Origin of the sequence: Klebsiella sp. D-Nf1, from assembly GCF_002810515.1 — a bacterium.
Taxonomy (GTDB): domain Bacteria; phylum Pseudomonadota; class Gammaproteobacteria; order Enterobacterales; family Enterobacteriaceae; genus Klebsiella; species Klebsiella variicola.
Genome location: NZ_PIOK01000003.1, coordinates 430,948 through 456,735, shown reverse-complemented (window position 1 = coordinate 456,735; position 25,788 = coordinate 430,948). Strand labels below are relative to the sequence as shown.

Annotated in this window: 20 protein-coding genes; 13 read left to right on the top strand and 7 right to left on the bottom strand. The window is 62.3% G+C overall.

The genetic code is table 11. The features are described from left to right. Nucleotide 1: 1 nt before the first annotated feature. The gene (entC, locus tag CWM54_RS15975) at nt 2–1,177 is read right to left on the bottom strand and encodes an isochorismate synthase EntC (protein WP_008805585.1); all 1,176 of its coding nucleotides are present in this window, start codon (nt 1,175–1,177) and stop codon (nt 2–4) included. 229 nt (nt 1,178–1,406) lie between these two features. On the opposite strand from entC, the gene fepB reads away from it, so the two are divergent. Next, nucleotides 1,407–2,324, top strand: coding sequence for a Fe2+-enterobactin ABC transporter substrate-binding protein (gene fepB / locus CWM54_RS15970; RefSeq protein ID WP_165785939.1), 918 nt, complete (start codon nt 1,407–1,409; stop codon nt 2,322–2,324). Nucleotides 2,325–2,787: 463 nt separating this feature from the next. On the opposite strand, the gene entS is transcribed toward fepB, so the two are convergent. After that, complete coding sequence (gene entS, locus CWM54_RS15965; protein ID WP_023282277.1) at nt 2,788–4,029, bottom strand: enterobactin transporter EntS; 1,242 nt, start codon at nt 4,027–4,029, stop codon at nt 2,788–2,790. Between the two features lie 112 nt (nt 4,030–4,141). On the opposite strand from entS, the gene fepD reads away from it, so the two are divergent. From fepD to fepC, 3 genes are read left to right on the top strand one after another with little or no spacing between them, the layout of a single operon-like run. After that, nucleotides 4,142–5,149 (top strand): Fe(3+)-siderophore ABC transporter permease, encoded by a 1,008-nt coding sequence (fepD, locus tag CWM54_RS15960; protein WP_004176917.1) that lies wholly within the window; start codon nt 4,142–4,144, stop codon nt 5,147–5,149. Beyond that, on the top strand, nt 5,146–6,138 hold the full coding sequence (gene fepG / locus CWM54_RS15955; protein ID WP_165785817.1) for an iron-enterobactin ABC transporter permease: 993 nt from the start codon (nt 5,146–5,148) through the stop codon (nt 6,136–6,138). Before fepD ends, fepG begins: the two co-directional genes overlap by 4 nt. Continuing rightward, nucleotides 6,135–6,929, top strand: a complete 795-nt coding sequence (gene fepC, locus CWM54_RS15950) for an iron-enterobactin ABC transporter ATP-binding protein (RefSeq protein ID WP_002893737.1) — start codon at nt 6,135–6,137, stop codon at nt 6,927–6,929. The genes fepG and fepC overlap by 4 nt, the downstream gene beginning before the upstream one ends. A 64-nt stretch (nt 6,930–6,993) precedes the next feature. On the opposite strand, the gene entF is transcribed toward fepC, so the two are convergent. From entF to fes, 3 genes are read right to left on the bottom strand one after another with little or no spacing between them, the layout of a single operon-like run. Beyond that, entirely contained in the window at nt 6,994–10,875 is a 3,882-nt protein-coding gene (entF, locus tag CWM54_RS15945; protein ID WP_100697750.1) for an enterobactin non-ribosomal peptide synthetase EntF, read from the bottom strand. A 10-nt stretch (nt 10,876–10,885) separates the two neighbouring features. Further along, nucleotides 10,886–11,089 carry an MbtH family protein gene (locus tag CWM54_RS15940; protein ID WP_004178967.1) on the bottom strand — a complete coding sequence of 68 codons (204 nt, stop codon included), beginning with the start codon at nt 11,087–11,089 and terminating at the stop codon, nt 10,886–10,888. A 27-nt stretch (nt 11,090–11,116) separates the two neighbouring features. Continuing rightward, on the bottom strand, nt 11,117–12,325 hold the full coding sequence (gene fes, locus CWM54_RS15935; protein ID WP_100681430.1) for an enterochelin esterase: 1,209 nt from the start codon (nt 12,323–12,325) through the stop codon (nt 11,117–11,119). Nucleotides 12,326–12,584: 259 nt separating this feature from the next. On the opposite strand from fes, the gene fepA reads away from it, so the two are divergent. Continuing rightward, nucleotides 12,585–14,813: a siderophore enterobactin receptor FepA gene (gene fepA / locus CWM54_RS15930; RefSeq protein WP_032729591.1), complete on the top strand. Its 2,229-nt coding sequence runs from the start codon at nt 12,585–12,587 to the stop codon at nt 14,811–14,813. 66 nt (nt 14,814–14,879) lie between these two features. Continuing rightward, complete coding sequence (gene entD / locus CWM54_RS15925; RefSeq protein WP_100681429.1) at nt 14,880–15,509, top strand: enterobactin synthase subunit EntD; 630 nt, start codon at nt 14,880–14,882, stop codon at nt 15,507–15,509. A gap of 34 nt (nt 15,510–15,543) precedes the next feature. Here the strand turns inward: entD and CWM54_RS15920 are convergent, their stop codons facing one another. After that, the gene (locus CWM54_RS15920; RefSeq protein WP_046622438.1) at nt 15,544–16,479 is read right to left on the bottom strand and encodes a transketolase family protein; all 936 of its coding nucleotides are present in this window, start codon (nt 16,477–16,479) and stop codon (nt 15,544–15,546) included. After that, on the bottom strand, nt 16,472–17,302 hold the full coding sequence (locus CWM54_RS15915; RefSeq protein ID WP_008805574.1) for a transketolase: 831 nt from the start codon (nt 17,300–17,302) through the stop codon (nt 16,472–16,474). The genes CWM54_RS15920 and CWM54_RS15915 overlap by 8 nt, the downstream gene beginning before the upstream one ends. Nucleotides 17,303–17,676: 374 nt before the next feature. On the opposite strand from CWM54_RS15915, the gene CWM54_RS15905 reads away from it, so the two are divergent. From CWM54_RS15905 to CWM54_RS15875, 7 genes are all read left to right on the top strand, one after another. Then, nucleotides 17,677–18,627, top strand: a complete 951-nt coding sequence (locus CWM54_RS15905; RefSeq protein WP_002893602.1) for a sugar-binding transcriptional regulator — start codon at nt 17,677–17,679, stop codon at nt 18,625–18,627. Between the two features lie 349 nt (nt 18,628–18,976). Then, a complete protein-coding gene (locus tag CWM54_RS15900) occupies nt 18,977–20,497 on the top strand; it encodes an FGGY family carbohydrate kinase (RefSeq protein ID WP_100697748.1) in 1,521 nt (506 codons plus the stop codon). 159 nt (nt 20,498–20,656) lie between these two features. Then, entirely contained in the window at nt 20,657–21,592 is a 936-nt protein-coding gene (locus CWM54_RS15895) for a D-ribose ABC transporter substrate-binding protein (RefSeq protein WP_004176926.1), read from the top strand. A gap of 43 nt (nt 21,593–21,635) precedes the next feature. Then, a complete protein-coding gene (locus CWM54_RS15890) occupies nt 21,636–22,256 on the top strand; it encodes a DUF2291 family protein (protein ID WP_061155399.1) in 621 nt (206 codons plus the stop codon). A gap of 1 nt (nt 22,257) precedes the next feature. Further along, nucleotides 22,258–23,802, top strand: coding sequence for a sugar ABC transporter ATP-binding protein (locus CWM54_RS15885; RefSeq protein ID WP_100697870.1), 1,545 nt, complete (start codon nt 22,258–22,260; stop codon nt 23,800–23,802). 17 nt (nt 23,803–23,819) lie between these two features. Continuing rightward, the gene (locus tag CWM54_RS15880) at nt 23,820–24,887 is read left to right on the top strand and encodes an ABC transporter permease (protein WP_044649621.1); all 1,068 of its coding nucleotides are present in this window, start codon (nt 23,820–23,822) and stop codon (nt 24,885–24,887) included. A 60-nt stretch (nt 24,888–24,947) separates the two neighbouring features. Further along, nucleotides 24,948–25,745: an SDR family oxidoreductase gene (locus CWM54_RS15875; RefSeq protein ID WP_100697746.1), complete on the top strand. Its 798-nt coding sequence runs from the start codon at nt 24,948–24,950 to the stop codon at nt 25,743–25,745. The last annotated feature ends 43 nt before the right edge of the window (nt 25,746–25,788 follow it).

The following is a 25,788-nucleotide window of genomic DNA, read 5'->3' as shown; positions in this document are numbered from 1 at the left end:
CTTAATTCAAGCCAAATACGTTAAGCATGGTGGTCAGTTTGACGCCGGTTTCGCGCCATTCGCCCAGCGGCGAGGAGGCCGGAACGATTCCCGCGCCGGCAAACAGGCGCAGCGTACGCTGCTGCAGACGCGCGCAGCGGATGGTTACCACCCATTCGCCGTTGCCTTCATCGTCACACCAGCCGACGATGCCGCCGAACAGCTGACGGTCGAAGGGTTCCAGTTCGGCAATCAGGCGCTTCGCCACCTGGTGTGGGAAACCGCTCAGCGCCGGGGTCGGGTGCAGCAGACAGGCCAGCGACATGGCGTTTTCTTGCGCCAGCGCGGTGCCTTCGATTGGTGTTGCCAGGTGCCAGAGCGTTGGGGTGGTAATCAACTGCGGCGATGCCGGCAGCGACAGCTGGCTGCTGCGCGGGCCCAGCACGCTCTTCATCGCCTGGGTCACCAGCTCGTGCTCGTGGCGATCTTTGCCGGATGCCAGCAGCCTGTTGCCCGCTTCCCGGTCCAGCACATCGTCCGGTTGACGACGGGCGGAGCCAGCCAGCGGCAATGAGCTAAAGCGCGGCCCGTCTTTACGCAGCAGCAGCTCCGGGCTGGCGCCCAGCAGCACGCCGCCGTCGGAGAGCGGCACGTGGAAGTTAAAGCTCGCCGGGTTCTGGGCGATCAGTCGCTCCATCAGCGCGCCGCTATCGACGCGGTCGCGGGTGGTAATATCGATAAGCCTTGAGAGCACCACCTTGTCCACTTCCGGGGTGGCGGTCAGCGCGGCAGCGCGTTCCACCATGGCTAAAAACGCGTCCTGCTCCGGGATCTCCCGGCGCTCCACCACTTCCATTGTCTCCAGCGGCGCGGCGTAGCGGGCGGAACGCTGTTTTTCCGGGCGGGAGAACGCTTCCCAGCGCTCGGGGATATAGAGCTCGGAAGGCTGACAGGTGTCGAACGGGATAGCCCCCACCATCACCGGCTTGCGGATCCCCGCCGCGCGGGCGTCGGCAAAAGCGGCGGCCAGCTGCTGCTGGAACTCACCGTTCAGCGCATCGCCGCCGACAGCGGGCTGTGAGAAGCGGCGGAAGCAGCCGGAGGTGCTAAAACTGCGGTACGGCGACATAAAGAAGAAGCTGTCCGGAGACAGGGTCTGGGTGTGTTTCTGTACATCCTCAGCCAGTGACGTTTCCATATCATCCTCCAAAAACGATAAATATATTACGAATAATTATCATTTGTATTTTGGTTGGCTAACCTAAAAGGTATTGCCCGCCATGTCAACCGCGTTACGTCATTGCGCGCCACTTTGGCTTGCATCCTGCTGACGCAAAGTTGAAAATGAGACGCATTTATTACCTTTCGAATCAGGATGCGATGACGTGAACTTCTTTTCTTTCTGCCGCCGCGGTGCGCTGACCGGCATGCTGTTGCTTTTAGGAATTACCTCAGCCCAGGCGGCGGACTGGCCGCGCCAGATCACCGACAGCTACGGGACCCACACCCTGGCGAGCCAGCCGCTGCGCATTGTCTCCACCAGCGTGACCCTCACCGGCTCGCTGTTGGCGATTGACGCCCCGGTGGTCGCCAGCGGCGCCACCACGCCGAACAACCGCGTCGCCGATAGCCAGGGCTTTCTGCGTCAGTGGAGCGAGGTCGCCAAAGCCCGCAAGCTGGCGCGGCTGTACATCGGCGAACCAAGCGCGGAAGCGGTGGCCGCCCAGATGCCGGATCTGATCCTGGTGAGCGCCACCGGCGGCGACTCTGCCCTGCCGCTGTACGATCAGCTCAAAACGATCGCCCCGACGCTGGTCATCAACTATGACGATAAAAGCTGGCAAACTCTGCTCACCCAGTTGGGGCAGATCACCGGCCATGAGCAGCAGGCCAGCGCGCGCATTGCCGACTTCAATAAACAGCTCGTTTCGTTAAAAGAAAAAATGAAACTGCCGCCGCAGCCGGTGACCGCCCTGGTCTATACCGCCGCCGCGCACAGCGCCAATATCTGGACGCCGGCATCGGCCCAGGGGCAGATGCTCGAACAGCTGGGCTTTAGCCTGGCGACGCTGCCGGGCGGCCTGCCCGCCAGCCATAGCCAGGGTAAACGCCACGATATCGTGCAGCTGGGCGGGGAGAACCTCGCGGCCGGTCTGAACGGCCAGAGCCTGTTCCTGTTCGCCGGCGACCAGAAAGATGCGGATGCCATCTACGCCAACCCGCTGCTGGCGCATCTCCCGGCGGTCGCAGGCAAACGCGTCTACCCGCTGGGCACCGAGACCTTCCGTCTTGACTACTACAGCGCCCTGCTGGTGCTCCAGCGTCTCTCCAGCCTGTTCGGCTAACGCGGGCTGTGCCATCAGGACGGGAATGCGGCCTGAACACCTTGCCGGGCGGCGCGGCGCTTGCACCGGCCTACAATGCCCGAGACCGTAGGCCCGGTAAGGCGCAGCCGCCACCGGGCATCAGGACGGGAACGTAGCCTGAACTCTTTGCCGGGCGGCGCTGCGCTTGCACCGGCCTACAATGCCCGAGACCGTAGGCCCGGTAAGGCGCAGCCGCCACCGGGCATCATGACGGGTACGCAACCTGAACTCTTTGCCGGGCGGCGCGGCGCTTGCACCGGCCTACAATGCCCGAGACTGTAGGCCCGGTAAGGCGTAGCCGCCACCGGGTATCAGGACGGGTACGCGGCCTGAACACCTTGCCGGGCGGCGCTGCGCTTGCACCGGCCTACAATGCCAGCGCCCCCCAGGCCAGACCGTAGGCCCGGTAAGGCGCAGCCGCCACCGGGCAATCGCACCCTACTTAACTTTCGTTGACGATTTCCGGTCGCTGGAAACGGCGCAGCTCGCGTAGCAGCCCCACCAACAGCACGCCGACGAGCGCCAGCGCCCAGCCGCTGGCGCTGGCGGATGCCGCCGGGGTCATCACCGCCCCTAATCCGCCGAGCAGGGCCGCGCCGATGGCGTCGCCGGTGACGTTTTGCGCGGTCCACAGACCATTAATCCGCCCGAGCATATGTTCCGGCGTCTGAGTCTGGATCAGGGTGTACTGCAGCAGCGAACTGATGGCGCTCAGCCAGCCAAACAGCGCCAGGCACAGCGCGCCCAACGCCCAGTGCGGCATCAGGCTGAACAGCGCAATGGCGACAAACGATCCCACCGTGGTCGCCAGCATCAGCGCGCCGGGCCGCACCGTCTGGGCCAGCTGGCCGCTGGTCAACGCCCCCAGCGCCGCACCGAGCGGAATAGCGGCGTACAGCAGGCCAATCTGTCCGGCCGACATCTGCCAGCTACCGGCCAGCGCCGGATAGAGCACCCGCACCGCGCTGGCCATGGTCAGCAGACCGCCGAGCAGCGCAATCCCGCCGATAAGCGGGCTCTGGCAGAGGAAGGTCAGCCCCGCCAGCAGGGATCGCAGCGGATGCTCACGCGGCTGCGGAGGTGGCGGCAGCTGCGGCAGACGCAGCAGGGTTAAGGTAGTGATAAAGGTCCCCGCCGCCGCCAGGCCAAAGTTCCAGGCCACGCCGCCGGTGGCTAGCAGCAGGCCGCCGATCATCGGCGAAATCACCGAGCCAAGGCGCACCGTCAGCATAGTGATGGCCCCGGCTTGCATCAGGTTTTCCCGCCCCACCAGCGCCGGGGTCGCCGCCAACAGCGCGGTCACCCCCAACGACGCGAAGAACCCGTCCCAGATCCCCAGCAGGTAGATCGCCGCCAGCGACGGCTCCGGCAGCAGGGCGTTCAGACACAGGCCGACAAAGCCCACGCCGCAGGTGCCGCGCGCCAGCAGGATCAGGCGTTTACGTTCATAGCGGTCAGCCAGCACGCCCCCCACCATCAGACCAACAAACATCGACGCACCGGTCAGCGTCACCGACAACCCGACCTGCCAGGTCGAATGGGTCATCATCTGGATCTGCACCGGAATGGCCACGCCCAGCAGGCCAAGCGACAGAATAGAGATAAAGCGAGCGATAAAAACGGCGCGAAACGCCGGGTGAGTTTTCAGCAGGCTGAGATTGAGCAGCCAGGATTGTCGGTTCATTACAGCGCCTTGTCGTTATTTTTAATACCCTTTTTACTGTGGGTCATGCTACCATAGCTGAATAAAATCGATAACGATAATTACTATCATTATCATATCAGGGATGTCAGTTATGTCGTTTTCTACGACCGCGGTACGCTCTGTCGCCGTGCCCGGATTGTTGCTATTACTCGCCTTAGCCGCCGCGCTTAGCCTGACCATCGGCGCCAAATCGTTGCCGATCGGCACGGTATTCACCGCCTTCAGCGGAACCTGTCAAAGCGCCGACTGCACCATCGTGCTGGACGCGCGCCTGCCGCGTACCCTGGCCGGTCTGCTGGCTGGCGTCGCTCTCGGTCTCGCCGGCGCGCTGATGCAAACGCTCACCCGTAACCCACTGGCCGACCCCGGCCTGCTGGGGGTCAACTCCGGCGCCAGCTTCGCCATCGTCCTCGGCGCGGCGCTGTTCGGGATCACCTCCCCGCAGGAGCAACTGCTGCTGGCGTTTTGCGGCGCGCTCTGCGCCTCGCTGCTGGTGGCCTTCACCGGCAGCCAGGGCGGCGGCCAGCTGAGCCCGGTGCGCCTCACCCTCGCTGGGGTCGCCCTCGCGGCGGTGCTGGAGGGGCTGTCCAACGGCATCGCCCTGCTCAACCCGGACGTCTACGATCAGCTGCGCTTCTGGCAGGCCGGTTCGCTGGATATCCGCACCCTGCAAACCCTGAAAATTGTCCTGCTGCCGGTGGTGGTGGCGGGGATCGCCGCCCTGCTGCTGAGCCGGGCGCTTAACAGCCTGAGCCTGGGCAACGATACCGCCACCGCCCTCGGCAGCCGCGTCGCCCGCACCCAACTGATCGGCCTGATCGTCATCACCGTCCTGTGCGGCAGCGCCACCGCCGTCGTCGGCCCGATCGCCTTTATCGGCCTGATGATGCCGCATATGGCGCGCTGGCTGGTGGGGGCCGATCATCGCTGGTCGCTACCGGTCACCCTGCTCGCCACCCCGGCCCTGCTGCTGTTTGCCGACGTGATTGGCCGCCTGCTGGTGCCCGGCGAACTGCGGGTATCGGTGGTGAGCGCCTTTCTCGGCGCGCCGGTGCTGATCTGGCTGGTGCGCCGCCAGCCGCGGGGAGGTGGCCTGTGATTGCCCCGTCCCGCCGCCTGATAGCCAGTTGCTTGCTGTTGATGGCCGCCAGCCTGCTGATTTCCCTGCTCGGACTGGCGCAAGGCCCGGTGCCCCTGACGATTGACCAGGTGTTCTCGGCGCTGTTCAGCGATGCGCCGCGCAACGTCGCGATGGTGGTGAACGAATGGCGGCTGCCGCGGGTGTTAATGGCGCTGTTGATTGGCGCCGCACTCGGCGTCAGCGGCGCCATTTTCCAGTCGCTGACCCGCAACCCGCTCGGCAGCCCGGACGTGATGGGCTTTAACACCGGCGCCTGGAGCGGCGTGCTGGTGGCGATGGTCCTCTTCGGCCAGAACCTGACGGCGATTGCTCTGGCGGCGATGGCCGGCGGGGTGTTGACCTCGCTGGTGGTCTGGCTGCTGGCCTGGCGCAACGGGATCGAGACCTTCCGCCTGATCATTATCGGCATCGGCGTGCGCGCCATGCTGGTGGCATTCAACACCTGGCTGCTGCTGCGCGCCTCGCTGGAGACCGCCCTTTCTGCGGGCCTGTGGAACGCCGGATCGCTTAACGGCCTGACCTGGGGTAAAACCTGGCCGTCGGCGCCGCTGATCCTGTTGATGCTGGTGGGCAGCGCCCTGCTGGTTCGCCGGATGCGACTGCTGGAGATGGGCGACGATACCGCCTGCGCGCTGGGTGTGCAGGTCGAGCGTTCGCGCCTGCTGCTGATGCTGGTGGCGGTGGTGCTCACCGCCGCCTCGACGGCGCTGGCCGGGCCGATCTCATTTATTGCGCTGGTGGCGCCGCATATCGCCCGCCGCCTGAGCGGCACGGCCCGCTGGGGACTGACCCAATCGGCCCTGTGCGGCGCGCTGCTGCTGGCGCTGGCCGATTACGGCGCCCAGCGGCTGTTTATGCCGTGGCAGCTGCCGGTTGGCGTGTTAACCGTCAGCCTCGGCGGTATTTACCTTATTGCATTGTTGATTCAGGAGTCCCGCAAAAAATGAGTGCTGTCCCCTCCCGTTTGCGCGGCGAGCAGTTAACCCTGGCCTACGGTAACAAGACCATCGCCGAGTCGCTGAACGTGACCATCCCTGACGGTCACTTCACCGCCATTATCGGCCCCAACGGCTGCGGCAAGTCGACGCTATTGCGCACCCTCAGTCGCCTGATGACGCCGGCCAGCGGCCACGTCTGGCTCGACGGCGCGCAGATCCAGCAGTACGCCAGTAAAGAGGTTGCCCGCCGTATCGGGCTGCTGGCGCAGAATGCCACCACCCCTGGCGATATCACGGTGCAGGAGCTGGTGGCCCGCGGGCGCTATCCGCACCAGCCGCTGTTTACCCGCTGGCGCAAAGAAGATGAAGAAGCGGTGAACAAGGCGATGCGGGCGACCGGGATCAGCGATCTGGCGCTGCAGAGCGTCGATACGCTTTCCGGCGGCCAGCGGCAGCGGGCGTGGATTGCGATGGTGCTGGCCCAGGAGACGGCGATTATGCTGCTGGATGAGCCAACCACCTGGCTGGACATCAGCCATCAGATCGACCTGCTGGAGCTATTGAGTGAGCTGAATCGCGAGAAGGGCTATACCCTGGCGGCGGTGCTGCACGATCTTAACCAGGCCTGCCGCTACGCCACCCACCTGATCGCCCTGCGCGACGGCAGGATCGTCGCCGAGGGGGCGCCGAAGGAGATCGTCACCGCCGATCTGATTGAACGGATTTACGGCCTGCGCTGCACGATCATTGAGGATCCGGTGGCGCATACGCCGCTGGTGGTGCCGCTGGGCCGCCGGTAATCTCCTCTTTCCCCGGCTTGCGCTACGCTGAGCCGGGCTACCTGCTGTAGCCCGAACTCAACCGTTACCCCAGAATCTCCCTGACCACCGGGCCGATGGCCTCAAAGGCCTGCGGGGAGATAATGTCGACGTGGGCGCAGTTCTGGCTGAACACCTCCAGTTCCCCCACCCACGGGCCCCATACGACCTGCGGATCCATCCCCGCCTGCCGCGTCTTCTCCGCCACGAACAGCGTCGCCTTGCCGTCAAACTTCGCGCTGTGGGCGGTGGTTAACAGCCGCACCGCATCGGCATAGTTACCTTCGATAGCGCTGAACAGCTCGCCGGAGGCTTGCCCCTGCTGGGCGGCGAGGAACGCCTCGCGCTCGCGGTCGATCTCCGCCAGTACCTCGGGATCCAGCCCGTTGGCCTCTTTCTCTGCCCAGTTTTGCGTCTCCGGCGGCCAGGTATCCAGCAGGCCGAGGAAGGCCACCGCTTCGCCGCGCTGGCGCAACCGGGCGGCAATGCCCTGGGCTAAGGTGCCGCCCAGCGAATACCCAAACAGGTAATAAGGGCCGTGCGGCTGCTGCGCCAGCAGCGTGCGCAGATGGTGCTCGCACACCTCGTCGAGGCTGGCGGCGGTGACCATCGGCCCCTGCGGGCGCGGCGACTGAATACCGGTTATTGACCAGCGCGGGCTGAGATAGCGCGCCAGCACGCTGAACTGCCAGGCAAAGCCGGAGGCGGGATGGAAGCAGAACAGCGTCGGGCCGTCGCTCTCGCGCAGCGGCAGAAGCGTATCCAGCCCCAGGCGCCGGGCCTGCTCATCGCTGAGATCGGCGGCCAGCAGCGCGCTCAGTTTGCCCACCGTCGAGGCCACCATCACCTGCCCCGGGGTCACCTGCCGCGCCAGCTGGCGGCTGAGCTGTGCCGCCAGGCGCATCGCCAGCAGCGAATGACCGCCGAGGGCGAAGAAATCGGCGTCGATATCGTTCACCTCGCAGCCCAGCAGCTGGCTGAAGGCGGCGGCGACAAGGGTTTCCATGCCGGGCTCCGGCGGTCGGCCGCTGCGTTCACCGCCGAGGGTCGGCAGCGGCAGCGCTTTGCGGTCCAGTTTGCCATTGGCGCTCAGCGGCAGATCGGCGAGCTGCATCAGCACCACCGGCACCATATGCGGCGGCAGCTGTTCCGCCAGCCGCGCTTTCAGTGCCGCGGTATCCAGCGGCAGGCCGGAGTCAGAGACCAGATAGCCCACCAGCTGCCGGGCATCGCCGCCGGTCGCCGCCGCCTGATTGAAGACGCAGGCGTGACTCACCGCCTGCGCCACATCCGGCAGGGCCGACATCACCCGGTCAATCTCGCCAAGCTCGATGCGCTGCCCGCGGATCTTCAGCTGATCGTCGCTGCGGCCAAGGTACTCCACCGCGCCGTTCGTCAGCCAGCGCGCCACGTCACCGGTGCGATACATCCGCTCGCCGGGGGCAAACGGGTCGGCGATAAAGCGGCTGGCGGTGAGATCCGGACGCCCCAGATAGCCCTGCGCCAGCTGAATGCCGGTGAGATAAAGATCCCCCGCCACGCCCGGCGGCACCGGGCGCATCGCGGTATCGAGAATGCGCAGCCCGGTGTTCCACACCGGCCAGCCAATCGGCACGCTGCTGCCGGTCACCGCCGCCAGCTCAGGGCCGCAGGCCGGATACCAGCTGACATCCACCGCCGCCTCCGTCGGGCCGTACAGGTTATGCAGCGGCGCGCCGGTTAAGCGCTCCCACTCGCGGCACAATTCCGTCGGCAGCGCTTCTCCGCTGCAGAATACCCGCCGCAGCGTGCGGCAGGCGGCGACGCTGTCGGCATCCAGCGAGGCGACAAACGCCGCCAGCATCGAGGGCACAAAGTGGGTGGTGGTCACGCCGTAGTGGGCGAAGAACTGCTGCATCGCCTGCGGGTCGCGGTGCGCCTCCGGCTCGGCCATCACCAGCTGCGCGCCGGCGATAAACGGCCACCAGAACTCCCACACCGACACGTCGAAACTGCACGGCGTTTTCTGCGCCACCACGTCGTCGGCAGATAACGGATAGCGATCCTGCATCCACAGCAGGCGGTTGACGATGGCGGCCTGGCCGACCATCACCCCTTTCGGCCGCCCGGTGGAGCCAGAGGTAAAGATGATGTAGGCGGTATGCTCCGGTGTTGACAGCGCCAGCGGCGCGTCATCCCCAACGGTCAGCGGCTGCTGATAACAGAGGCTTTCCAGCCCCGGGATATCGCTGAACCGGGCCAGCTGATCCTCCGAGGTGATCAGCAGCGACGGCCGGGCGTCTTCCAGCATCATCCGCAGGCGATCGTCCGGGTAGCCGGTGTCCAGCGGCAGCCAGGCGGCCCCCGCTTCGACAATACCGTGCAGCGCCAGGGTCAGGAACACCGAGCGCGGCAGGGCCACCGCCACGCTGTCGCCCGGCTTCACGCCGCGCTGACGCAGCAGCTGCGCGAGCGCCACCACCTGCTGACGCATCTCGCGATAGCTGAACTGCCAGTGGGCGTCCGCCAGCGCCGGGGCATCCGGCGTCTTCCGCGCCTGGTCGGCCACCAGCGCGCTGAGGGTGGTGGCGGGCAGCGGCACAGCGGTATCGTTGACCGCCGCCAGCCGGGCCAGCTCGTCGGCGGAGAGCATCTCTGCTTCGCCGCAGCGCAGCGCCGGATCGGCGGCGAACTGCGCCAGCAGCGCGGTCAGTCTCGCCACATGGCGACGGAGCTCGGCTTCGTCGTACCGGGCCTTGTTGGCGAGGATCTCCAGCGACAGCCCGCCGGTTTCATCCGGGAACAGCGCCAGCTCGAGATCGTTGACCGGGCCGGTGGCGAGGGTGTGGGTCAGTGCCTGCACACCATCGATATCCAGCTGGTAATCAAAGACTTTGACGTTCAGCACCGGGCCGAACAGCGGTTCGTCCCCTGCCGCTTTACCGCTGTCGCGAACGATCTGTTCGGCGTCATAGCGCTGATGGCGGCGCATCTTTTTCAACTGAGCGGCGAGGCGCATCGCCAGGTCTGCCAGCGTCTCCTGGGCGTCAATATGCACCGCCAGAGGCAGGACATTGAGCACCGGCCCCGTCGAGGTCAGCGCGGCTGAACCCATCCGGCGCATAAAGATAAAGCCCGCCGCGTAGTCCATCCGGTTGCACAGGCGGCCCAGCCACAGCGTGGTGAGCGCCAGCGCCAGGTCAGCGGGCTGACACTGCGGCGCATGGCCAGCCAGACGGCGGAAGGCGTCGGCGTTCATCTCCAGCTTCATCCGCCAGATATCGCTCCCGGCGGCGCGTCCGCCCAGCGGCGCGGCAGAGAGTGAGGCTGGCGCCGGTAACGCCTGGCGCTGAGCCTGCCAGAAGGCTTTATCCCGCTGCCAGGCCTCGCTGCCGGCGTAGCGCTGGTACTCGTCCACCACCTCGGCGAAGGGGGTGAAAGGCGACTCAGGAGTGGCTTCCCCACGCTGCCAGGCGCGGTAAATGGCGGCGATCTGCCGGGTTATCGCCGGGAAGCTGAAGCCATCCACCAGCAAGTGGTGATAGCGCTGATACCAGTACCAGCGGTCGTCGCCGACGCGCAGCAGCTGATGGCACACCAGCGGGTTGCCGCCGTCGACACGCAGATCCTGCGCCAGGTCCGCCTGCATCCGCTCCGTGGCGGCGCGATGCGGATCCGGCGCCGTACGCAGGTCAATGAGCGACGGTTCGCCAAAGGTGCGGTCGGCCGCCACACACTGCCAGACTTCCCCCTCCTCTTCCTGAAAGCGCAGGCTGAGGGTGTCCGCCTGCTGCAGACCGGCGACAATCGCTTTTCCCAGCAGCGTCGGGTCGAGCGCGCCGCGCAGTTCAACATAGTGGGCCACGCTCCAGGCGCCTGGCAGAGTGGAGAGGCGCTCGGCCATCCAGATCCCCGGCTGCGCGGCAACCAGCGGTAAACGAGTGGTCATTGTCAGCTCCTTATGACGCATGATGGGCGGGGGTCAGGGTTGACCAGTTGGCCGCCAGCCAGGCGTTGCAGGCCTCGGCCGACTGCGGGGGGCACACCACCGCCCAGCCGGCAGGCAGGTCGCAGTGCGCCGGCCACAGGCTGTACTGCTGCTGGTCATTGCGCAGAATGTAAAACTGCCCTTGCGGATTGTCGAAGGGGTTACTGAATTGCATATCAAACTCCTGTCGTAAAGCGCGGTGCTAAGGGTGCGACAGCAGAGGCTGCCAGAGCTGGATAAGCCCTGCCGTCAGCCCGCCGCGCCAGCAAAGCGCATCATGCCCGCCGTCAACCTGACGCCAGAAAATCGTCTGCTGTGTCGTAGTGAGTTGCGCCAACAGCGCCTGGTTAGCGCGAAAAATAATGGGTTCGCGTTGGCCCGCTTCCAGCCAGATGCGCAGCCCGGCGGGGGACACCTCGCCCAGGCGGAGACATTCGCCGATAAAGCCCGTCCCGCGGCCGTCGCGATGCGGCCACCAGTAGGAGCCTGACTGGCTGAGTACGCAGCCAAAGCGCTGCGGCCAGTTGAGGGCGGCGAACATCGCCGCCAGGCCGCCGAAGCTTTGCCCAGCCACCACGGTTCGCTCCGGGCGGTCGCTGAACGGGGCATGGCTGCGGACCAGCGGCAGGAGCTCCTCCTGCACCGCCAGCCAGAAATCGCGGTGACAGGGCAGCTCAACCCCGCGGCGCTGGTTGTCGATCGCGTCGATCAGCAGGTAGACCGCCGGCGGCAGTCTCCCCTCGCGGGTCAGTGCGGCCAGCGGCGACCACACCGGCATGCTCTCGGCCCAGAACTGGCCGTCGAGCAGGATCGCCAGGGGCCGCGTTTGCGGGTCGACGGCCTCGCCGGGGGTGTAGATCCAGACCCGGCGATGGTTGCCCAGACGCGCGCTGCGCCACTCAAGGCAACGGGCGGGAGGATGCGCCTCATTAAACTGGTCCCAGCCGGGCTGCGCGGGCGCCTGCGGCATCTCCAGGGCGGACACGCCATGGCCGCGTCCGCCCTGCCAGCTGTGCGGGTTCAGCGGATCGGCTATCGCCCGCGGCAGCAGTTTGCGCCAGCCTTCGCGCAGCAGCGCGCGGTCGGGCGCGTCAGCGCTGAACACCTCAGGGGAAAAATCATCGTCACGGTCGGAGGGAATAAAACAGTAGCTGCCGCGCCAGGTCGGCGACAGCGTGGTTCGCCAGGACCAGGCGTCGGTCCCGGGCAGACGCGTCAGCGATTGCGGCCGCGCATTCTGATGGTGGTCGGTCACCCCGGTGATATAGAGCCATACCCGACGGCGCGGAGAGTGCGTTTCGTCCCCCGCCGGATCCCGCCACCAGAACGTCACCTCGATGGCGTCATCCACTGCGCGGCACTGCGGCCCCTGCAGGGTTTGCCACCACTCCTCGCTTCCTGTCCTTAACATTCTGTCATTAACCCTATGTATAGCGTGACTTTTTTAATTAATTGTAATTCTTTATTGATAATATTATTGATAACTATTTGCATTTGCAATAGCGTATTAGCGCGCCGTGGGAAGCGCGTCTTTCACAAAACATGTCGAAGAGAGCTTATTCAGCTAGCGACGGAGTGCCTTTGCCCTCTTCCGGCAACATTTATGCCGCCTCCCCTCCCGGTGGGAAGGGGCGTTTGGGGAACGTGGCGACTAAAGAGCAGGAATAACAATGAATAACAGGATCAAATCCCTGGCCTTGCTGGTCAATCTGGGAATTTACGGGGTTGCTTTTCCGTTAAGCGCAGCGGAAACCGCCACCGACGATAAAAACAGCGCGGCTGAAGAGACCATGGTGGTCACCGCCGCCGAGCAGAATCTGCAGGCGCCAGGCGTCTCCACCATCACCGCCGATGAGATCCGCAAACGCCCGCCAGCGCGCGACGTCTCGGAGATCATTCGCACCATGCCGGGGGTCAACCTGACCGGCAACTCCACCAGCGGCCAGCGCGGCAATAACCGCCAGATTGATATCCGCGGCATGGGTCCGGAAAACACCCTGATCCTGATCGATGGCAAGCCGGTCACCAGCCGCAACTCCGTGCGCCTCGGCTGGCGTGGCGAGCGCGATACCCGCGGCGACACCAGCTGGGTGCCGCCGGAGATGATCGAACGCATCGAAGTGATTCGCGGCCCGGCCGCCGCCCGCTACGGCAACGGCGCCGCCGGCGGGGTGGTGAATATCATCACCAAAAAAACCGGCGATGAGTGGCACGGCTCATGGAACACCTATATGAACGCCCCGGAGCACAAGGATGAAGGCTCCACCAAACGCACTAACTTCAGCCTCAGCGGCCCGCTGGGCGGCGATTTCAGCTTCCGCCTGTTCGGTAACCTCGACAAAACGCAGGCCGACGCCTGGGATATCAACCAGGGCCATCAGTCCGAACGTACCGGGATCTATGCCGACACCCTGCCTGCCGGGCGCGAAGGGGTACAAAATAAAAACATCGATGGTCTGGTGCGCTGGGAATTCGCCCCGATGCAGTCGCTGGAGTTTGAAGCCGGCTACAGCCGCCAGGGCAACCTCTACGCCGGCGACACCCAGAACACCAACACCAACGACCTGGTGAAAGAAAACTACGGTAAAGAGACCAACCGTCTGTATCGCAACACCTACTCGGTCACCTGGAACGGCGCCTGGGACAACGGGGTGACCACCAGCAACTGGGCGCAGTACGAGCGCACCCGCAACTCGCGCAAAGGCGAAGGCCTGGCCGGGGGCACCGAGGGGATCTTTAACAGTAATCAGTTCTCGGATATCGATCTGTCGGATGTGATGCTGCACAGTGAAGTCAGCATTCCCTTCGACTATCTGGTTAATCAGAACCTGACGCTGGGCAGCGAGTGGAACCAGCAGCGGATGAAGGATAACGCCTCCAACACCCAGGCGCTGTCGGGCGGCAGCATCCCGGGCTACGACAGCACCGGCCGCAGCCCGTACTCGCAGGCGGAAATCTTCTCGCTGTTCGCTGAGAACAACATGGAGCTGACCGACACCACCATGCTGACCCCGGCGCTGCGTTTCGATCATCACAGCATCGTCGGCAATAACTGGAGCCCGTCCCTCAACCTGTCGCAGGGCCTGTGGGACGACTTCACACTGAAGATGGGTATCGCCCGCGCCTATAAAGCGCCGAGCCTGTATCAGACCAACCCGAACTACATTCTCTACAGCAAAGGCCAGGGTTGCTATGCCAGTAAATCCGGCTGCTATCTGCAGGGTAACGACGACTTAAAAGCCGAAACCAGCATCAACAAAGAGATTGGCCTCGAGTTTAAACGCGACGGCTGGCTGGCGGGCGTCACCTGGTTCCGCAACGACTACCGCAACAAGATTGAAGCGGGCTATGCCCCGGTCTATACCAACGGCAGCGGCACCGACCTCTACCAATGGGAAAACGTACCAAAAGCGGTGGTGGAAGGCCTGGAAGGGACGTTGAACGTGCCGGTGAGCGAGACCGTCAACTGGACCAACAACATCACCTACATGCTGCAGAGTAAGAACAAAGAGACCGGCGATCGTCTGTCGATTATCCCGGAATATACGCTGAACTCTACGCTGAGCTGGCAGGTACGCGATGACGTTTCGCTGCAGTCAACCTTTACCTGGTACGGCAAGCAGGAGCCGAAGAAGTACAACTATAAGGGTCAACCGGTTACCGGCAGCGAGAAGAACGAGGTCAGCCCCTACAGCATCCTCGGCCTGAGCGCGACCTGGGACGTCACCAAATACGTCAGTCTGACCGGCGGCGTGGATAACGTCTTCGACAAGCGTCACTGGCGCGCGGGCAACGCCCAGACCACCGGGGGCACCACCGGCTATATGTATGGCGCCGGTGCCGAGACCTATAACGAATCGGGCCGCACCTGGTATATGAGCGTCAACACCCACTTCTGATAGCGGGTTCTCCCTCCCCCGCCCTTGCAGGATAAAGGGCGGGGATAACCGCGGTAACCTTGTCCTATGCGCATCCATCACGCCACGCTGCCGCTGGCCGGCTATACGCTGCAGCAGATCGACTTCGACCCGGCGACTTTCCAGCCTGAAGATCTGTTCTGGCTGCCCTATCACGCCAGTCTGAGCGGCTGGGGCCGCAAGCGGCAGGCGGAGCACCTGGCCGGGCGCATCGCCGCGGTGTACGCCCTGCGCGAGGTGGGGGAGAAACAGCCTCCCGCCATCGGCGACCAGCGCCAGCCACTGTGGCCCACGCCCTGGTTCGGCAGCATCAGCCACTGCGGCCAGCGCGCGCTGGCGGTGATCGCCGATCGGCCGGTGGGTGTCGATATTGAGCGCCAGTTTCCCCCACATCTGGCGGCGGAGCTGGAGAGCAGCATTATCAGTCCGGCGGAAAAAACGGTGCTGCTGCACAGCGGCCTGCCCTTCCCGCTGGCGCTGACCCTGGCGTTTTCGGCAAAAGAGAGTGGGTTTAAGGCAACGCCTGTGGCAAATCAGTGCGCGCTGGGATTCGCCGATTTTCAGATCGTGGACATAACGGCAAGCACCTTAGCGCTTGAGTTTGCGGAGCAACGCTATCCCTTGCACTGGATAGCGTCGGAGGATCAGGTCATCACGCTTTGTGCATTGCAGCAGTAAACGCCCGCGCTTCACGCAACGGGCGTTCAGGCCATCAGTCTCTTTTTTGCACCAGGGCAACGATGGCGGCGGCATCAAACCCGTGGTACTGGCGCATCCAGCCGCGATCGGCGGCGGCGGCGTACTCCCCGTCCGGGATCCCCAACCGCTGCAGAGCAATGCCCACCCCCGCTTCCGCCAGCACCTCCGCCACCAGGCTACCCAACCCGCCGTTGACGTTATGCTCTTCGACGGTGATCACCGAACCACACGGCCGGAGCGCCGCCAGCAGCGCAGCGGTATCGCAGGGGCGGATCGACGGCACGCTGACCACTTTCGCCTGGATACCGAGGTCGGCAAGCTGCTGCGCCGCCTCCACCACCTCATGCACCGTCGATCCGGTGGCCACCAGCGCGACGTCCTCACCTTCGCGCAGGGTCAGCACGGCGCCCGGAACAAAGCGATACGACTCGTCAAGCAACTCCGGCAGCGCCTTGCCATCGAGACGAATATAGACCGGGCCCTGATAAGCAAGGGCATAGTCGATGATCTGCCGACATTCGCGCGGCGTGGAGGGGGCGAAGATCTGGATATTGCCAAAGCCGCGCATCACCGCCAGATCGTCAATGGCATGGTGGGTGCTGGCCAGCGGGCCGTAGCTGGCCCCGGCGTTAAGGCCGAACAGCTTAACGTTGGTGTTGTTGTAGCAGACATCCACTTTGATTTGCTCATTGGCCCGCGAGATAAGAAACGGCGCGGCGTTACAGGTCACTGCCACTTTGCCGCCCAGCGCCAGCCCCGCGGCGGTGCCGACCATGCTCTGCTCAGCGATGCCGACGTTCACCAGCCGACCAGGAAACTGCTTAATAAAGGGGGCGATTTTAGCCGTCGACGTGGAATCGGCCACCACCGGCACCAGATCGACGCCGTTTTCTACGGCAGCAATAAAGGCCTCGACCATGACGTTAGCCAGGTGTTCTGTATTACTCATCTTTCAGTTCCTCCAGCGCCAGAGCGATCTCTTCGCCTTTCGGCACCCGGTGGTGCCACTCCGGGCGCCCCTGGATAAAGGAGATCCCCGCGCCTTTCGTGGTGTTGGCAATAATAACGTTCGGTTTACCGTTCTGCTGTAGCCCCTCGATGGCCGCGACCACCGAGGCCATGTCGTTACCCTGGCATTCGCTGACTTCCATACCGAAGGCGCGCCATTTATCGGCCAGCGGATCGGTATTCATGATTTCGCGCGTCGGCCCGGCCAGCTGGAGGTTGTTCTTATCATTAATAATGACCAGGTTATCCAGACCGTAGTGCGCCGCCGCCAGGGCGGCTTCCCAGTTGCTCCCCTCCGCCAGCTCGCCGTCGCCAGTGATCAAAAAAATGCGGCGGGTGCTGTTGCTTTTCTTCGCGGCCAGCGCCAGCCCCACCGCAACAGGCAAACCGTGACCCAGCGCGCCGGTGTTCAGCTCGATGCCCGGCGTTTTCTGCCGCACCGGGTGGCCAGGGAGATGGGAGTTGGCATGCTGGTAGGTCTCCAGCCACTCAACCGGGAAGAATCCCGCTTCCGCCAGGACGCAGTAGTAGCAGCCCACCGCGTGGCCTTTCGACTGGATGTAGATATCGCGCTGCGGGTCGTCGAGCCGGTCCGGCGCGACGTTAAGGACGCGGAAATAGAGCGCGGTTAACAGTTCGACCTGCGAAAGGTCTGCCCCGGTGTGGCCGCCGGCCGGACTATTGGCGTTTAAGCGCACAATATGGCGCCGCACCGCGCGGGCTTTACGCTCCAGCGTCTGAATATCATATCTGTAGGGATTCATTTCACACCTCTGAATTTATTTTCAGCATGGAATATTTATTCCAGCAAGGACTAAAAAAACCAGATATCCCCATGCCGGGTGGTAAGCCTTCTGCCACAGCGCCCTACTCAGGAACATTCTGCCTCCCGCTCCAGGCGAAGCCCGGATAAACACATTGACTCGAAACCGCCTTGAATATATATTCAATAATGATTCTTTATTCGATTATGGCCTGGCTGTTTTGTTTTTGTCCATAGTCGATTTTGAGGATTGGCAAAAGTTAGACGCCTGTCACACTTAAGTCTGATTTTTTTTCGCGTATGATAAAAGTCACTACGATAATGGCTGCAGCTAACCGCCTGAAGAAAGGCGATAAATGATTTTCGAGGATTAATATGGCTAAGCAGGATGAACAACGGCTATTGGTTAAGATTGCCACGCTTTACTATCTGGAAGGACGAAAGCAGTCTGATATCGCCCAACTTCTCTCGCTGTCTCAGTCATTTGTCTCCCGCGCCATTACCCGCTGCCAGAAAGAAGGCGTCGTCAAGATCAGCGTCGTTCAGCCGTCCAACATCTTTCTGAAGCTCGAAAAAGGGCTTGAGGATCGCTACGGCCTTAAGCAGGCGGTGGTGGTGGATACCGAGGAAGAGGCCAGCGATCATACCATCAAGCGGGCGATTGGCTCCGCTGCCGCCCACTATCTGGAAACCCGGCTGCGGCCAAAAGATCTGATTGGCGTCTCCTCGTGGAGCTCAACCATTCGCGCGATGGTCGATGAAGTTCATGCGCAAAACCTGAAAGCCAGCGGCGTGATCCAGCTGCTGGGCGGCGTCGGGCCAAACGGTAACGTGCAGGCGACGATTCTTACCCAGACCCTCGCCCAGCGCCTGAATTGCGACGCCTGGCTGCTGCCGTCACAGAGCATCGAGGGATCCATGGAGGAGCGCAACCGGCTGCTGGCCAGCAAAGACGTCGCTGACGTGGTGTCGCGCTTTGATGAAGTGGATATCGCCATCGTCGGCATCGGCATTCTCGAACCCTCTCAACTGCTGAAAACCTCCGGTAACTACTATCACGAAGATATGCTGCAGGTGCTGGCGGCGCGCGGCGCGGTGGGTGATATCTGCCTGCACTACTACGATAAAAACGGCCATCCGGTGTTACGCGATGATGAAGATCCGGTGATCGGTATGGCGCTGGAGAAGGTCAAAAAATGCCCGAACGTGGTCGCGCTGGCCGGCGGTACCGACAAAGTCGCGGCCATCAAAGGCGCCCTCACCGGCGGCTATATCGACGTTTTAATCACCGATTACCCTACCGCTCGCATGCTGGTTAGCGACTAACCTGCTGCGCTGCTTTTCCTCTCTGCCGCCCTGACGTGCTTTTTTAGCTTCAGGGCTGGCTCTGTTAATGTATTTAAATTCAATTAGTTAATCAACAACTCCAGTCGCCTGCCGCGGTTTTCGCCGATCGGCGAAATGTGATTGCCAGCACAATTGATGATTTTTCCGGTAGCCCGTCACCGGGTTTGTGGCTTAAGGTATCAAATAAATAATCACTATCGAATATATATTCAGTGATTAAAAAGATGATAACGAAATGTCACAACATGGCCTGCACAGACGCAGGAGACGGTGGGAGATATTCCTCGTCTCCGCGGTTCCAGGACACCGAGTGACCGAGGAGAGCACGATGCAGGCGACAGCAAAAGAGTTCATCATTGCCCTGGATGAAGGCACCACCAACGCCAAAGCGGTGGTGCTGGATAGCCGGGGCAAGGTTATCGTCAAATTCTCGCAGCCGCTGGCGATCCAAACGCCGCGCGACGGCTGGGTGGAGCAATCGGGCGAAGCGCTGGTTACCGCCTCACTGGCGGTGATCGCCAGCGCGGTGGCCCACGTTGGCGCGGAAAACGTCGCCGCGCTGGCCATCAGCAACCAGCGGGAAACCGCCATCGGCTGGTATCGCGACAGCGGCGAACCGATTAACGCGGCGATCACCTGGCAATGCACCCGCAGCGCCGCGTTCTGCGACACACTGCGTCACGATCGCCAGGAACAGCACATTAAGCGTGCCACCGGCCTGCCAATCGCCCCGCTGTTCTCGGCCTCCAAAATGCGCTGGCTGCTGGATGCGACAGTCGATGGCCATCTGCGTGCTGAACGCGGTGAGATTTGCCTCGGCACCATCGACAGCTGGCTGCTGTGGAATCTGACCGCCGGAGAAGCCTTCTGCTGCGACTACTCCAATGCCGCCCGCACCCAGCTGCTGAACCTGCACCGCGGCGAGTGGGACGACGAGATGCTGGCGTTGTTCGGCATTCCGCGCGCGGCGTTGCCGGACATTAAACCGTCGAGCGGCCTCTTCGGCCACACCAAAGGACTGGCCGCCATTCCGGACGGTATTCCGATCATGGCGATGATCGGCGACTCCCACGCCGCACTGTTCGGCCACGCGCTCGGCGAGGCCGGCTGCGTCAAAGCCACCTACGGCACCGGCTCTTCGGTCATGGCCCCGGTCAAATCGGCCCAGTGCGATATCGACGCGCTGGCGACCACTGTCGCCTGGCACGATGGCGACCAGCTGGTGTGGGGCCTGGAAGGGAATATTCCTCACACCGGCGATGCCGTCGCCTGGATGGCGGACAGCACCGGACTGAGCGAACTCTCTGCCGCCGAGCTGGCCCATGAGCTGAATACCCTCCCCGCCTCCGTCGACTCAACCCTCGGCGTCTACTTCGTGCCGGCGCTGACCGGTCTCGGCGCGCCCTGGTGGGACGACAGCGCCCGCGGCGTGATTTGCGGCCTGAGTCGCGGGGTGAAACGCGCGCATCTGATCCGTGCGGCGCTGGAGTCCATCACCTATCAGATAGCCGACGTGGTGGTGGCGATGCGTCAGCATGAGGAGTTCACCCTGACGGCGTTGATGGTGGACGGCGGGCCGACCAACAATGACTGGCTGATGCAATACCAGGCCGATCTGCTCGGCTGCCCGGTGATGCGCAGCGACGTGCCGGAGCTGTCCGCCATCGGCGCGGCGTTGCTGGCGCGCAAAGCGCTCCATCCGGGGTCGACCGCCGATCTGCAGGCCTTCTTAACCGAACACAGCACCTTTCAACCCGACATGGCCCGCCACCAGCGCTTACAAACGCGCTGGCAGGAGTGGCGCCATGCGGTCAACCGAACATTATGGAAACCGGACTCGCCAGCCTGACCGCCAGACTGCGCGACGACACGCATTCACTTATCACAGGAGAAACCCGGCCCATAACGATATCGCTATCCCCGAATACATCAGGGGAAATTTCAGACCGTAAAAGCCTGCCCGCTCAGGGGCTCATTTGTTCGAATATAAAAATACAGGAACAGAGTCATGAAATTACGTATAACCCTTTTAACCGCTGCTACCCTGACCGCCTTCTCCTTTGCCGCGCACGCCGCGGAGAAAGGCACCATTATGATCATGGTCAACTCGCTGGATAACCCGTATTACGCCTCGGAAGCCAAAGGCGCCAGCGAAAAAGCCCAGGCGCTCGGCTATAAAACCACCGTGCTGTCCCATGGCGAAGATGTCAAAAAGCAGAATGAGCTTATCGACACCGCAATTGGTAAAAAAGTGCAGGGCATTATTCTCGATAACGCTGACTCCACCGCCAGCGTCGCCGCCATCGAAAAAGCCAAAAAAGCCGGCATTCCGGTGGTCTTAATTAACCGTGAAATTCCGGTTGATGATGTGGCGCTGGAACAAATTACCCACAATAACTTCCAGGCCGGCTCTGAGGTCGCCAACGTCTTCGTGGAGAAAATGGCGGAGAAAGGCAAATACGCCGAGCTGACCTGCAACCTCGCCGATAATAACTGCGTCACCCGTTCTAAATCTTTCCATCAGGTCATTGACCAGTATCCGGATATGGTCAGCGTGGCGAAACAGGATGCTAAAGGCACCCTGATCGACGGCAAACGCATCATGGACAGCATCCTGCAGGCTCACCCCGACGTGAAAGGCGTCATCTGTGGCAACGGGCCGGTAGCCCTTGGCGCGATTGCGGCGCTGAAAGCGGCCAACCGTAGCGATGTGATCGTCGTCGGCATCGACGGCAGCAACGATGAGCGCGACGCCGTAAAAGCCGGTACCCTGCAGGCAACCGTGATGCTGCAGGCGCAGGCTATCGCCGCCCAGGGCGTCACCGATCTGGATAATTACCTGCAAAAAGGCGAGAAGCCGGCCAAACAGCGCGTGATGTTCCGCGGCATTCTGATTACCCAGGATAACGCCGATAAAGTCCAGGATTTCAACATTAAGTCCTGAGTTCGGGTGGTTGCGCCCCTGCGGGGGCGCAGAGGAGAGCATTATGTTTAAGAAAACCTGTCTGACGCTGGCCGTACTGGCGCTAGGGGGCTGTCGCATCGTCTCGCAGCAGGAGCTGGCAGACCTGAAATCCCCGCCCAACCCGCATATGGCGAATATGGATAAAACCTGGCAGCAGAGCATCGTACCGCAGGTGGTGTCGAAAGCGCGCCCGGCGGCGGAACTGATGAGCGCGCTCAAGGCAGCAAAAGACATTGATAGCGCCTGCAAAACCCTCGGCTACCGTGCGCAGGACGAAAACCCCTGCATCTTCTACGTCAAGGTTTCAGGCACCGTCAGCAAACTCGATACCGCCTCGCGCAGCGGCAAAATGACCCTGTCCGACGCCAGCGTCGGCAATGTGACGGTGCAAATTGGCCCTACCCTGCGCGGCACCCAGCTGCGCGACGGCTACAGCGGCGCCAGCTATCAGGACTTTAATGACCAGGTGCTGTTCGGCGAGTACAGCAAGAATATCAACAGTCAGGCGGTCAAAATGATTCAGACAGCCAACGTTAAAACCGGCGACAGCGTGGAGGTGTACGGCGTCTTCTCGGCCTGGGATATTCCGCAAACTCTCCCGGAAATTACCCCGGCGAAAATCATTCATGCGGGGGGACAATAATATGGCGCCGCACGATCTCGTCGCTCCCCAGCCCGTTGAGTCCGAAGTGATTATCGAAACCCGCGGCCTGTCGCGCGTCTATCCCGGCGTGACCGCCCTGGATAATGTCAATTACCGGGTCTATCGAAATAAGGTCAACGTGCTGATCGGAGAAAATGGTGCGGGTAAATCCACCATGATGAAAATGCTTGCCGGTGTGGAAACGCCCTCTTCCGGGCAAATTATTCTTGATGGCGAAGCGGTTTCATTACAGTCGACGCATCAGGCAGAAAAACTGGGCATCAGTATTATTTTTCAGGAACTGAATTTATTCCCCAATATGAATGTGATGGACAACATCTTCATGGCGAATGAATTCTTTCAGAAAGGACGCATTAACGAAAAATACCAGTACGCGCTGGCCAAATCGCTGCTGGAACGGCTGGAGCTGGATGTTGATCCCTACACCCCGCTCGGTGAACTCGGTATCGGCCACCAGCAGTTAGTCGAGATTGCCCGCGCGCTGTCGAAAGACACCCGGGTGCTGATCATGGACGAGCCCACCTCGGCGCTGAGCCAGTCTGAGGTCAAAGTGCTGTTCAAGGTGATCGCGCAGCTTAAGCGCCGCGGTGTGACCATCATCTATATCTCGCATCGCCTCGAAGAGCTGATGGAGATCGGCGACAACATCACCATTTTCCGCGACGGCCGCTTTATCAGCGAACGGCACGTCAGCGATGCCAGCGTACCGTGGATCATTGAGCAGATGGTCGGTGATAAGAAAAAACACTTTGATTATCAACCGGCGCCAAAAGGCGACGCAGTGCTTGACGTCAAGGGGCTGACCGCGCTGCATCCGAGCGGCGGCTACAAGCTCAATGACGTCACCTTCACCCTCAGCAAAGGCGAAGTGATCGGTATTTACGGCCTGCTGGGCGCCGGACGCACCGAGCTGTTTAAAGGGCTGGTCGGCCTGATGCCCTGTCAGCGCGGCGAGGTACATCTCAACGGCGAAAGCATCGGCAAAACGCGCTTTCAGCAACGTCTGAAAAAGGGGCTGGCACTGGTGCCAGAGGACCGTCAGGGCGAAGGCGTAGTGCAGATGATGTCGATTCAGGCCAACATGACGCTCTCTGATTTCAGCCTGCAGGGGTTCCGCCGCGCCTGGCGCTGGTTGAACCCGCAAAAAGAAGAGACCTGCGTGAAAGAGATGATCCAGCAGCTGGCGATCAAGGTCAGCGACGCTAATCTGCCCATCACCTCGCTGAGCGGCGGCAATCAACAAAAAGTGGTGCTGGGTAAAGCGCTGATGACTCAGCCACAGGTGGTGTTCCTCGACGAACCGACGCGCGGCATCGACGTCGGCGCGAAAACCGACGTCTATCACCTGATCGGCAAAATGGCCCAGCAGGGGCTGGCGGTGATGTTTTCATCTTCGGAGCTGGATGAGGTGATGGCCCTGGCCGACCGCATCCTGGTGATGGCCGATGGCCGCATTACCGCCGATCTACCGCGTCATGCGGTGACCCGCGAACAGTTAATCGCGGCTTCAACACCTCAAGATTAATCAGGCTGGAATCCATCATGAACCAGAAATATATGATTTATATGTACCTGCTGAAGGCCCGCACCTTTATCGCCCTGCTGCTGGTGATCGCGTTCTTCAGCGTGATGGTACCCAACTTCCTGACCGCCTCTAACCTGCTGATTATGACTCAGCACGTGGCGATCACCGGCCTGCTGGCCATCGGCATGACGCTGGTCATTCTCACCGGCGGCATTGATTTGTCCGTCGGCGCGGTGGCGGGGATCTGCGGCATGGTGGCGGGCGCGCTGCTGACCAACGGCCTGCCGCTGTGGAACGGCGATGTTATTTTCTTTAACGTCCCGGAGGTGATCCTCTGCGTGGCGATCTTCGGCGTGCTGGTCGGCCTGGTGAACGGCGCGGTGATCACCCGCTTCGGCGTGGCGCCGTTTATCTGCACCTTAGGCATGATGTACGTCGCCCGCGGCTCCGCGCTGCTGTTTAACGACGGGAGTACCTACCCGAATCTCAACGGCATGGAAGCGCTGGGTAACACCGGTTTCGCCACCCTCGGCTCCGGCACCCTGCTCGGCGTCTATCTGCCGATCTGGCTGATGATCGGCTTCCTCGTGCTGGGCTACTGGCTGACCACCAAAACGCCGCTTGGCCGCTACATCTACGCTATCGGCGGAAACGAATCCGCCGCCCGCCTCGCCGGCGTGCCGATCGTGAAAGCGAAAATATTCGTCTATGCCTTCTCCGGCCTGTGCGCGGCGTTTGTTGGCCTGATCGTCGCATCACAGCTGCAAACCGCGCACCCGATGACCGGCAACATGTTCGAGATGGACGCCATCGGCGCCACCGTACTCGGCGGCACCGCGCTGGCCGGCGGCCGCGGTCGGGTGACCGGGTCCATTATCGGCGCCTTCGTCATCGTCTTCCTTGCCGACGGCATGGTGATGATGGGCGTTAGCGACTTCTGGCAGATGGTGATTAAAGGCGTGGTGATCGTCACCGCTGTGGTCGTCGACCAGTTCCAGCAGAAGCTGCAGAGCAAGGTCATCCTGATGCGCCGCCACGAGGAAAAACTGGCCGCCATTCCCCCCAACGGCGCCACCTCCAGCTAACCGGCAACGATTCACATCTTCCGCCGGGCCTGGTGCCCGGCTCAGCGAAAGGGAAAAAATATGCAACGAGATTTCCAGAACAAAACGGTGGTGATCACCGGCGCCTGCCGCGGCATCGGCGCAGGTATTGCGGAGCGCTTTGCCCGCGAAGGCGCGAATCTGGTGATGGTCTCCAACGCCGAGCGCGTTCACGAGACCGCCGAAACCCTGCGTCAGCGCTATCAGGCGGATATTTTATCGCTGCAGGTCGATGTCACCGACGAAGCGCAGGTGCAGTCGCTGTATGAGCAGGCCGCCGCGCGCTTCGGCACCATCGACGTCTCCATTCAGAACGCCGGGGTGATCACCATCGATTACTACGACCGGATGCCAAAAGCCGATTTCGAAAAAGTGCTGGCGGTCAACACCACCGGCGTGTGGCTGTGCTGCCGCGAGGCGGCCAAATATATGGTGAAACAGAATCACGGCAGCCTGATCAACACCTCTTCCGGCCAGGGGCGACAGGGCTTTATCTATACGCCGCATTATGCCGCCAGCAAAATGGGCGTGATCGGCATTACCCAAAGCCTGGCTCACGAGCTGGCGCCGTGGAACATCACCGTCAACGCCTTCTGCCCGGGCATTATTGAAAGCGAAATGTGGGATTACAACGATCGCGTGTGGGGCGAAATTCTCAGCACCGAGCAGAAACGCTACGGCAAGGGCGAACTGATGGCCGAGTGGGTCGAGGGCATTCCGATGAAGCGCGCCGGTAAACCGGAAGACGTGGCCGGGCTGGTGGCCTTCCTCGCCTCCGACGACGCGCGCTATCTCACCGGGCAGACCATCAATATCGATGGCGGTTTGATTATGTCGTAATCCCCGCAGGTTAGCGGGCCCCATCGCCCGAATAAGGCGTCCC

Coding starts and splice junctions, on each gene's coding strand:
- entC (WP_008805585.1), bottom strand. CDS start 1,177: ATGGAAACGTCACTGGCTGAGGATGTACAGAAACACACCCAGACCCTG.
- fepB (WP_165785939.1), top strand. CDS start 1,407: ATGCTGTTGCTTTTAGGAATTACCTCAGCCCAGGCGGCGGACTGGCCG.
- entS (WP_023282277.1), bottom strand. CDS start 4,029: ATGAACCGACAATCCTGGCTGCTCAATCTCAGCCTGCTGAAAACTCAC.
- fepD (WP_004176917.1), top strand. CDS start 4,142: ATGTCGTTTTCTACGACCGCGGTACGCTCTGTCGCCGTGCCCGGATTG.
- fepC (WP_002893737.1), top strand. CDS start 6,135: ATGAGTGCTGTCCCCTCCCGTTTGCGCGGCGAGCAGTTAACCCTGGCC.
- entF (WP_100697750.1), bottom strand. CDS start 10,875: ATGACCACTCGTTTACCGCTGGTTGCCGCGCAGCCGGGGATCTGGATG.
- CWM54_RS15940 (WP_004178967.1), bottom strand. CDS start 11,089: ATGCAATTCAGTAACCCCTTCGACAATCCGCAAGGGCAGTTTTACATT.
- fes (WP_100681430.1), bottom strand. CDS start 12,325: ATGTTAAGGACAGGAAGCGAGGAGTGGTGGCAAACCCTGCAGGGGCCG.
- fepA (WP_032729591.1), top strand. CDS start 12,585: ATGAATAACAGGATCAAATCCCTGGCCTTGCTGGTCAATCTGGGAATT.
- entD (WP_100681429.1), top strand. CDS start 14,880: ATGCGCATCCATCACGCCACGCTGCCGCTGGCCGGCTATACGCTGCAG.
- CWM54_RS15920 (WP_046622438.1), bottom strand. CDS start 16,479: ATGAGTAATACAGAACACCTGGCTAACGTCATGGTCGAGGCCTTTATT.
- CWM54_RS15915 (WP_008805574.1), bottom strand. CDS start 17,302: ATGAATCCCTACAGATATGATATTCAGACGCTGGAGCGTAAAGCCCGC.
- CWM54_RS15905 (WP_002893602.1), top strand. CDS start 17,677: ATGGCTAAGCAGGATGAACAACGGCTATTGGTTAAGATTGCCACGCTT.
- CWM54_RS15900 (WP_100697748.1), top strand. CDS start 18,977: ATGCAGGCGACAGCAAAAGAGTTCATCATTGCCCTGGATGAAGGCACC.
- CWM54_RS15895 (WP_004176926.1), top strand. CDS start 20,657: ATGAAATTACGTATAACCCTTTTAACCGCTGCTACCCTGACCGCCTTC.
- CWM54_RS15890 (WP_061155399.1), top strand. CDS start 21,636: ATGTTTAAGAAAACCTGTCTGACGCTGGCCGTACTGGCGCTAGGGGGC.
- CWM54_RS15885 (WP_100697870.1), top strand. CDS start 22,258: ATGGCGCCGCACGATCTCGTCGCTCCCCAGCCCGTTGAGTCCGAAGTG.
- CWM54_RS15880 (WP_044649621.1), top strand. CDS start 23,820: ATGAACCAGAAATATATGATTTATATGTACCTGCTGAAGGCCCGCACC.
- CWM54_RS15875 (WP_100697746.1), top strand. CDS start 24,948: ATGCAACGAGATTTCCAGAACAAAACGGTGGTGATCACCGGCGCCTGC.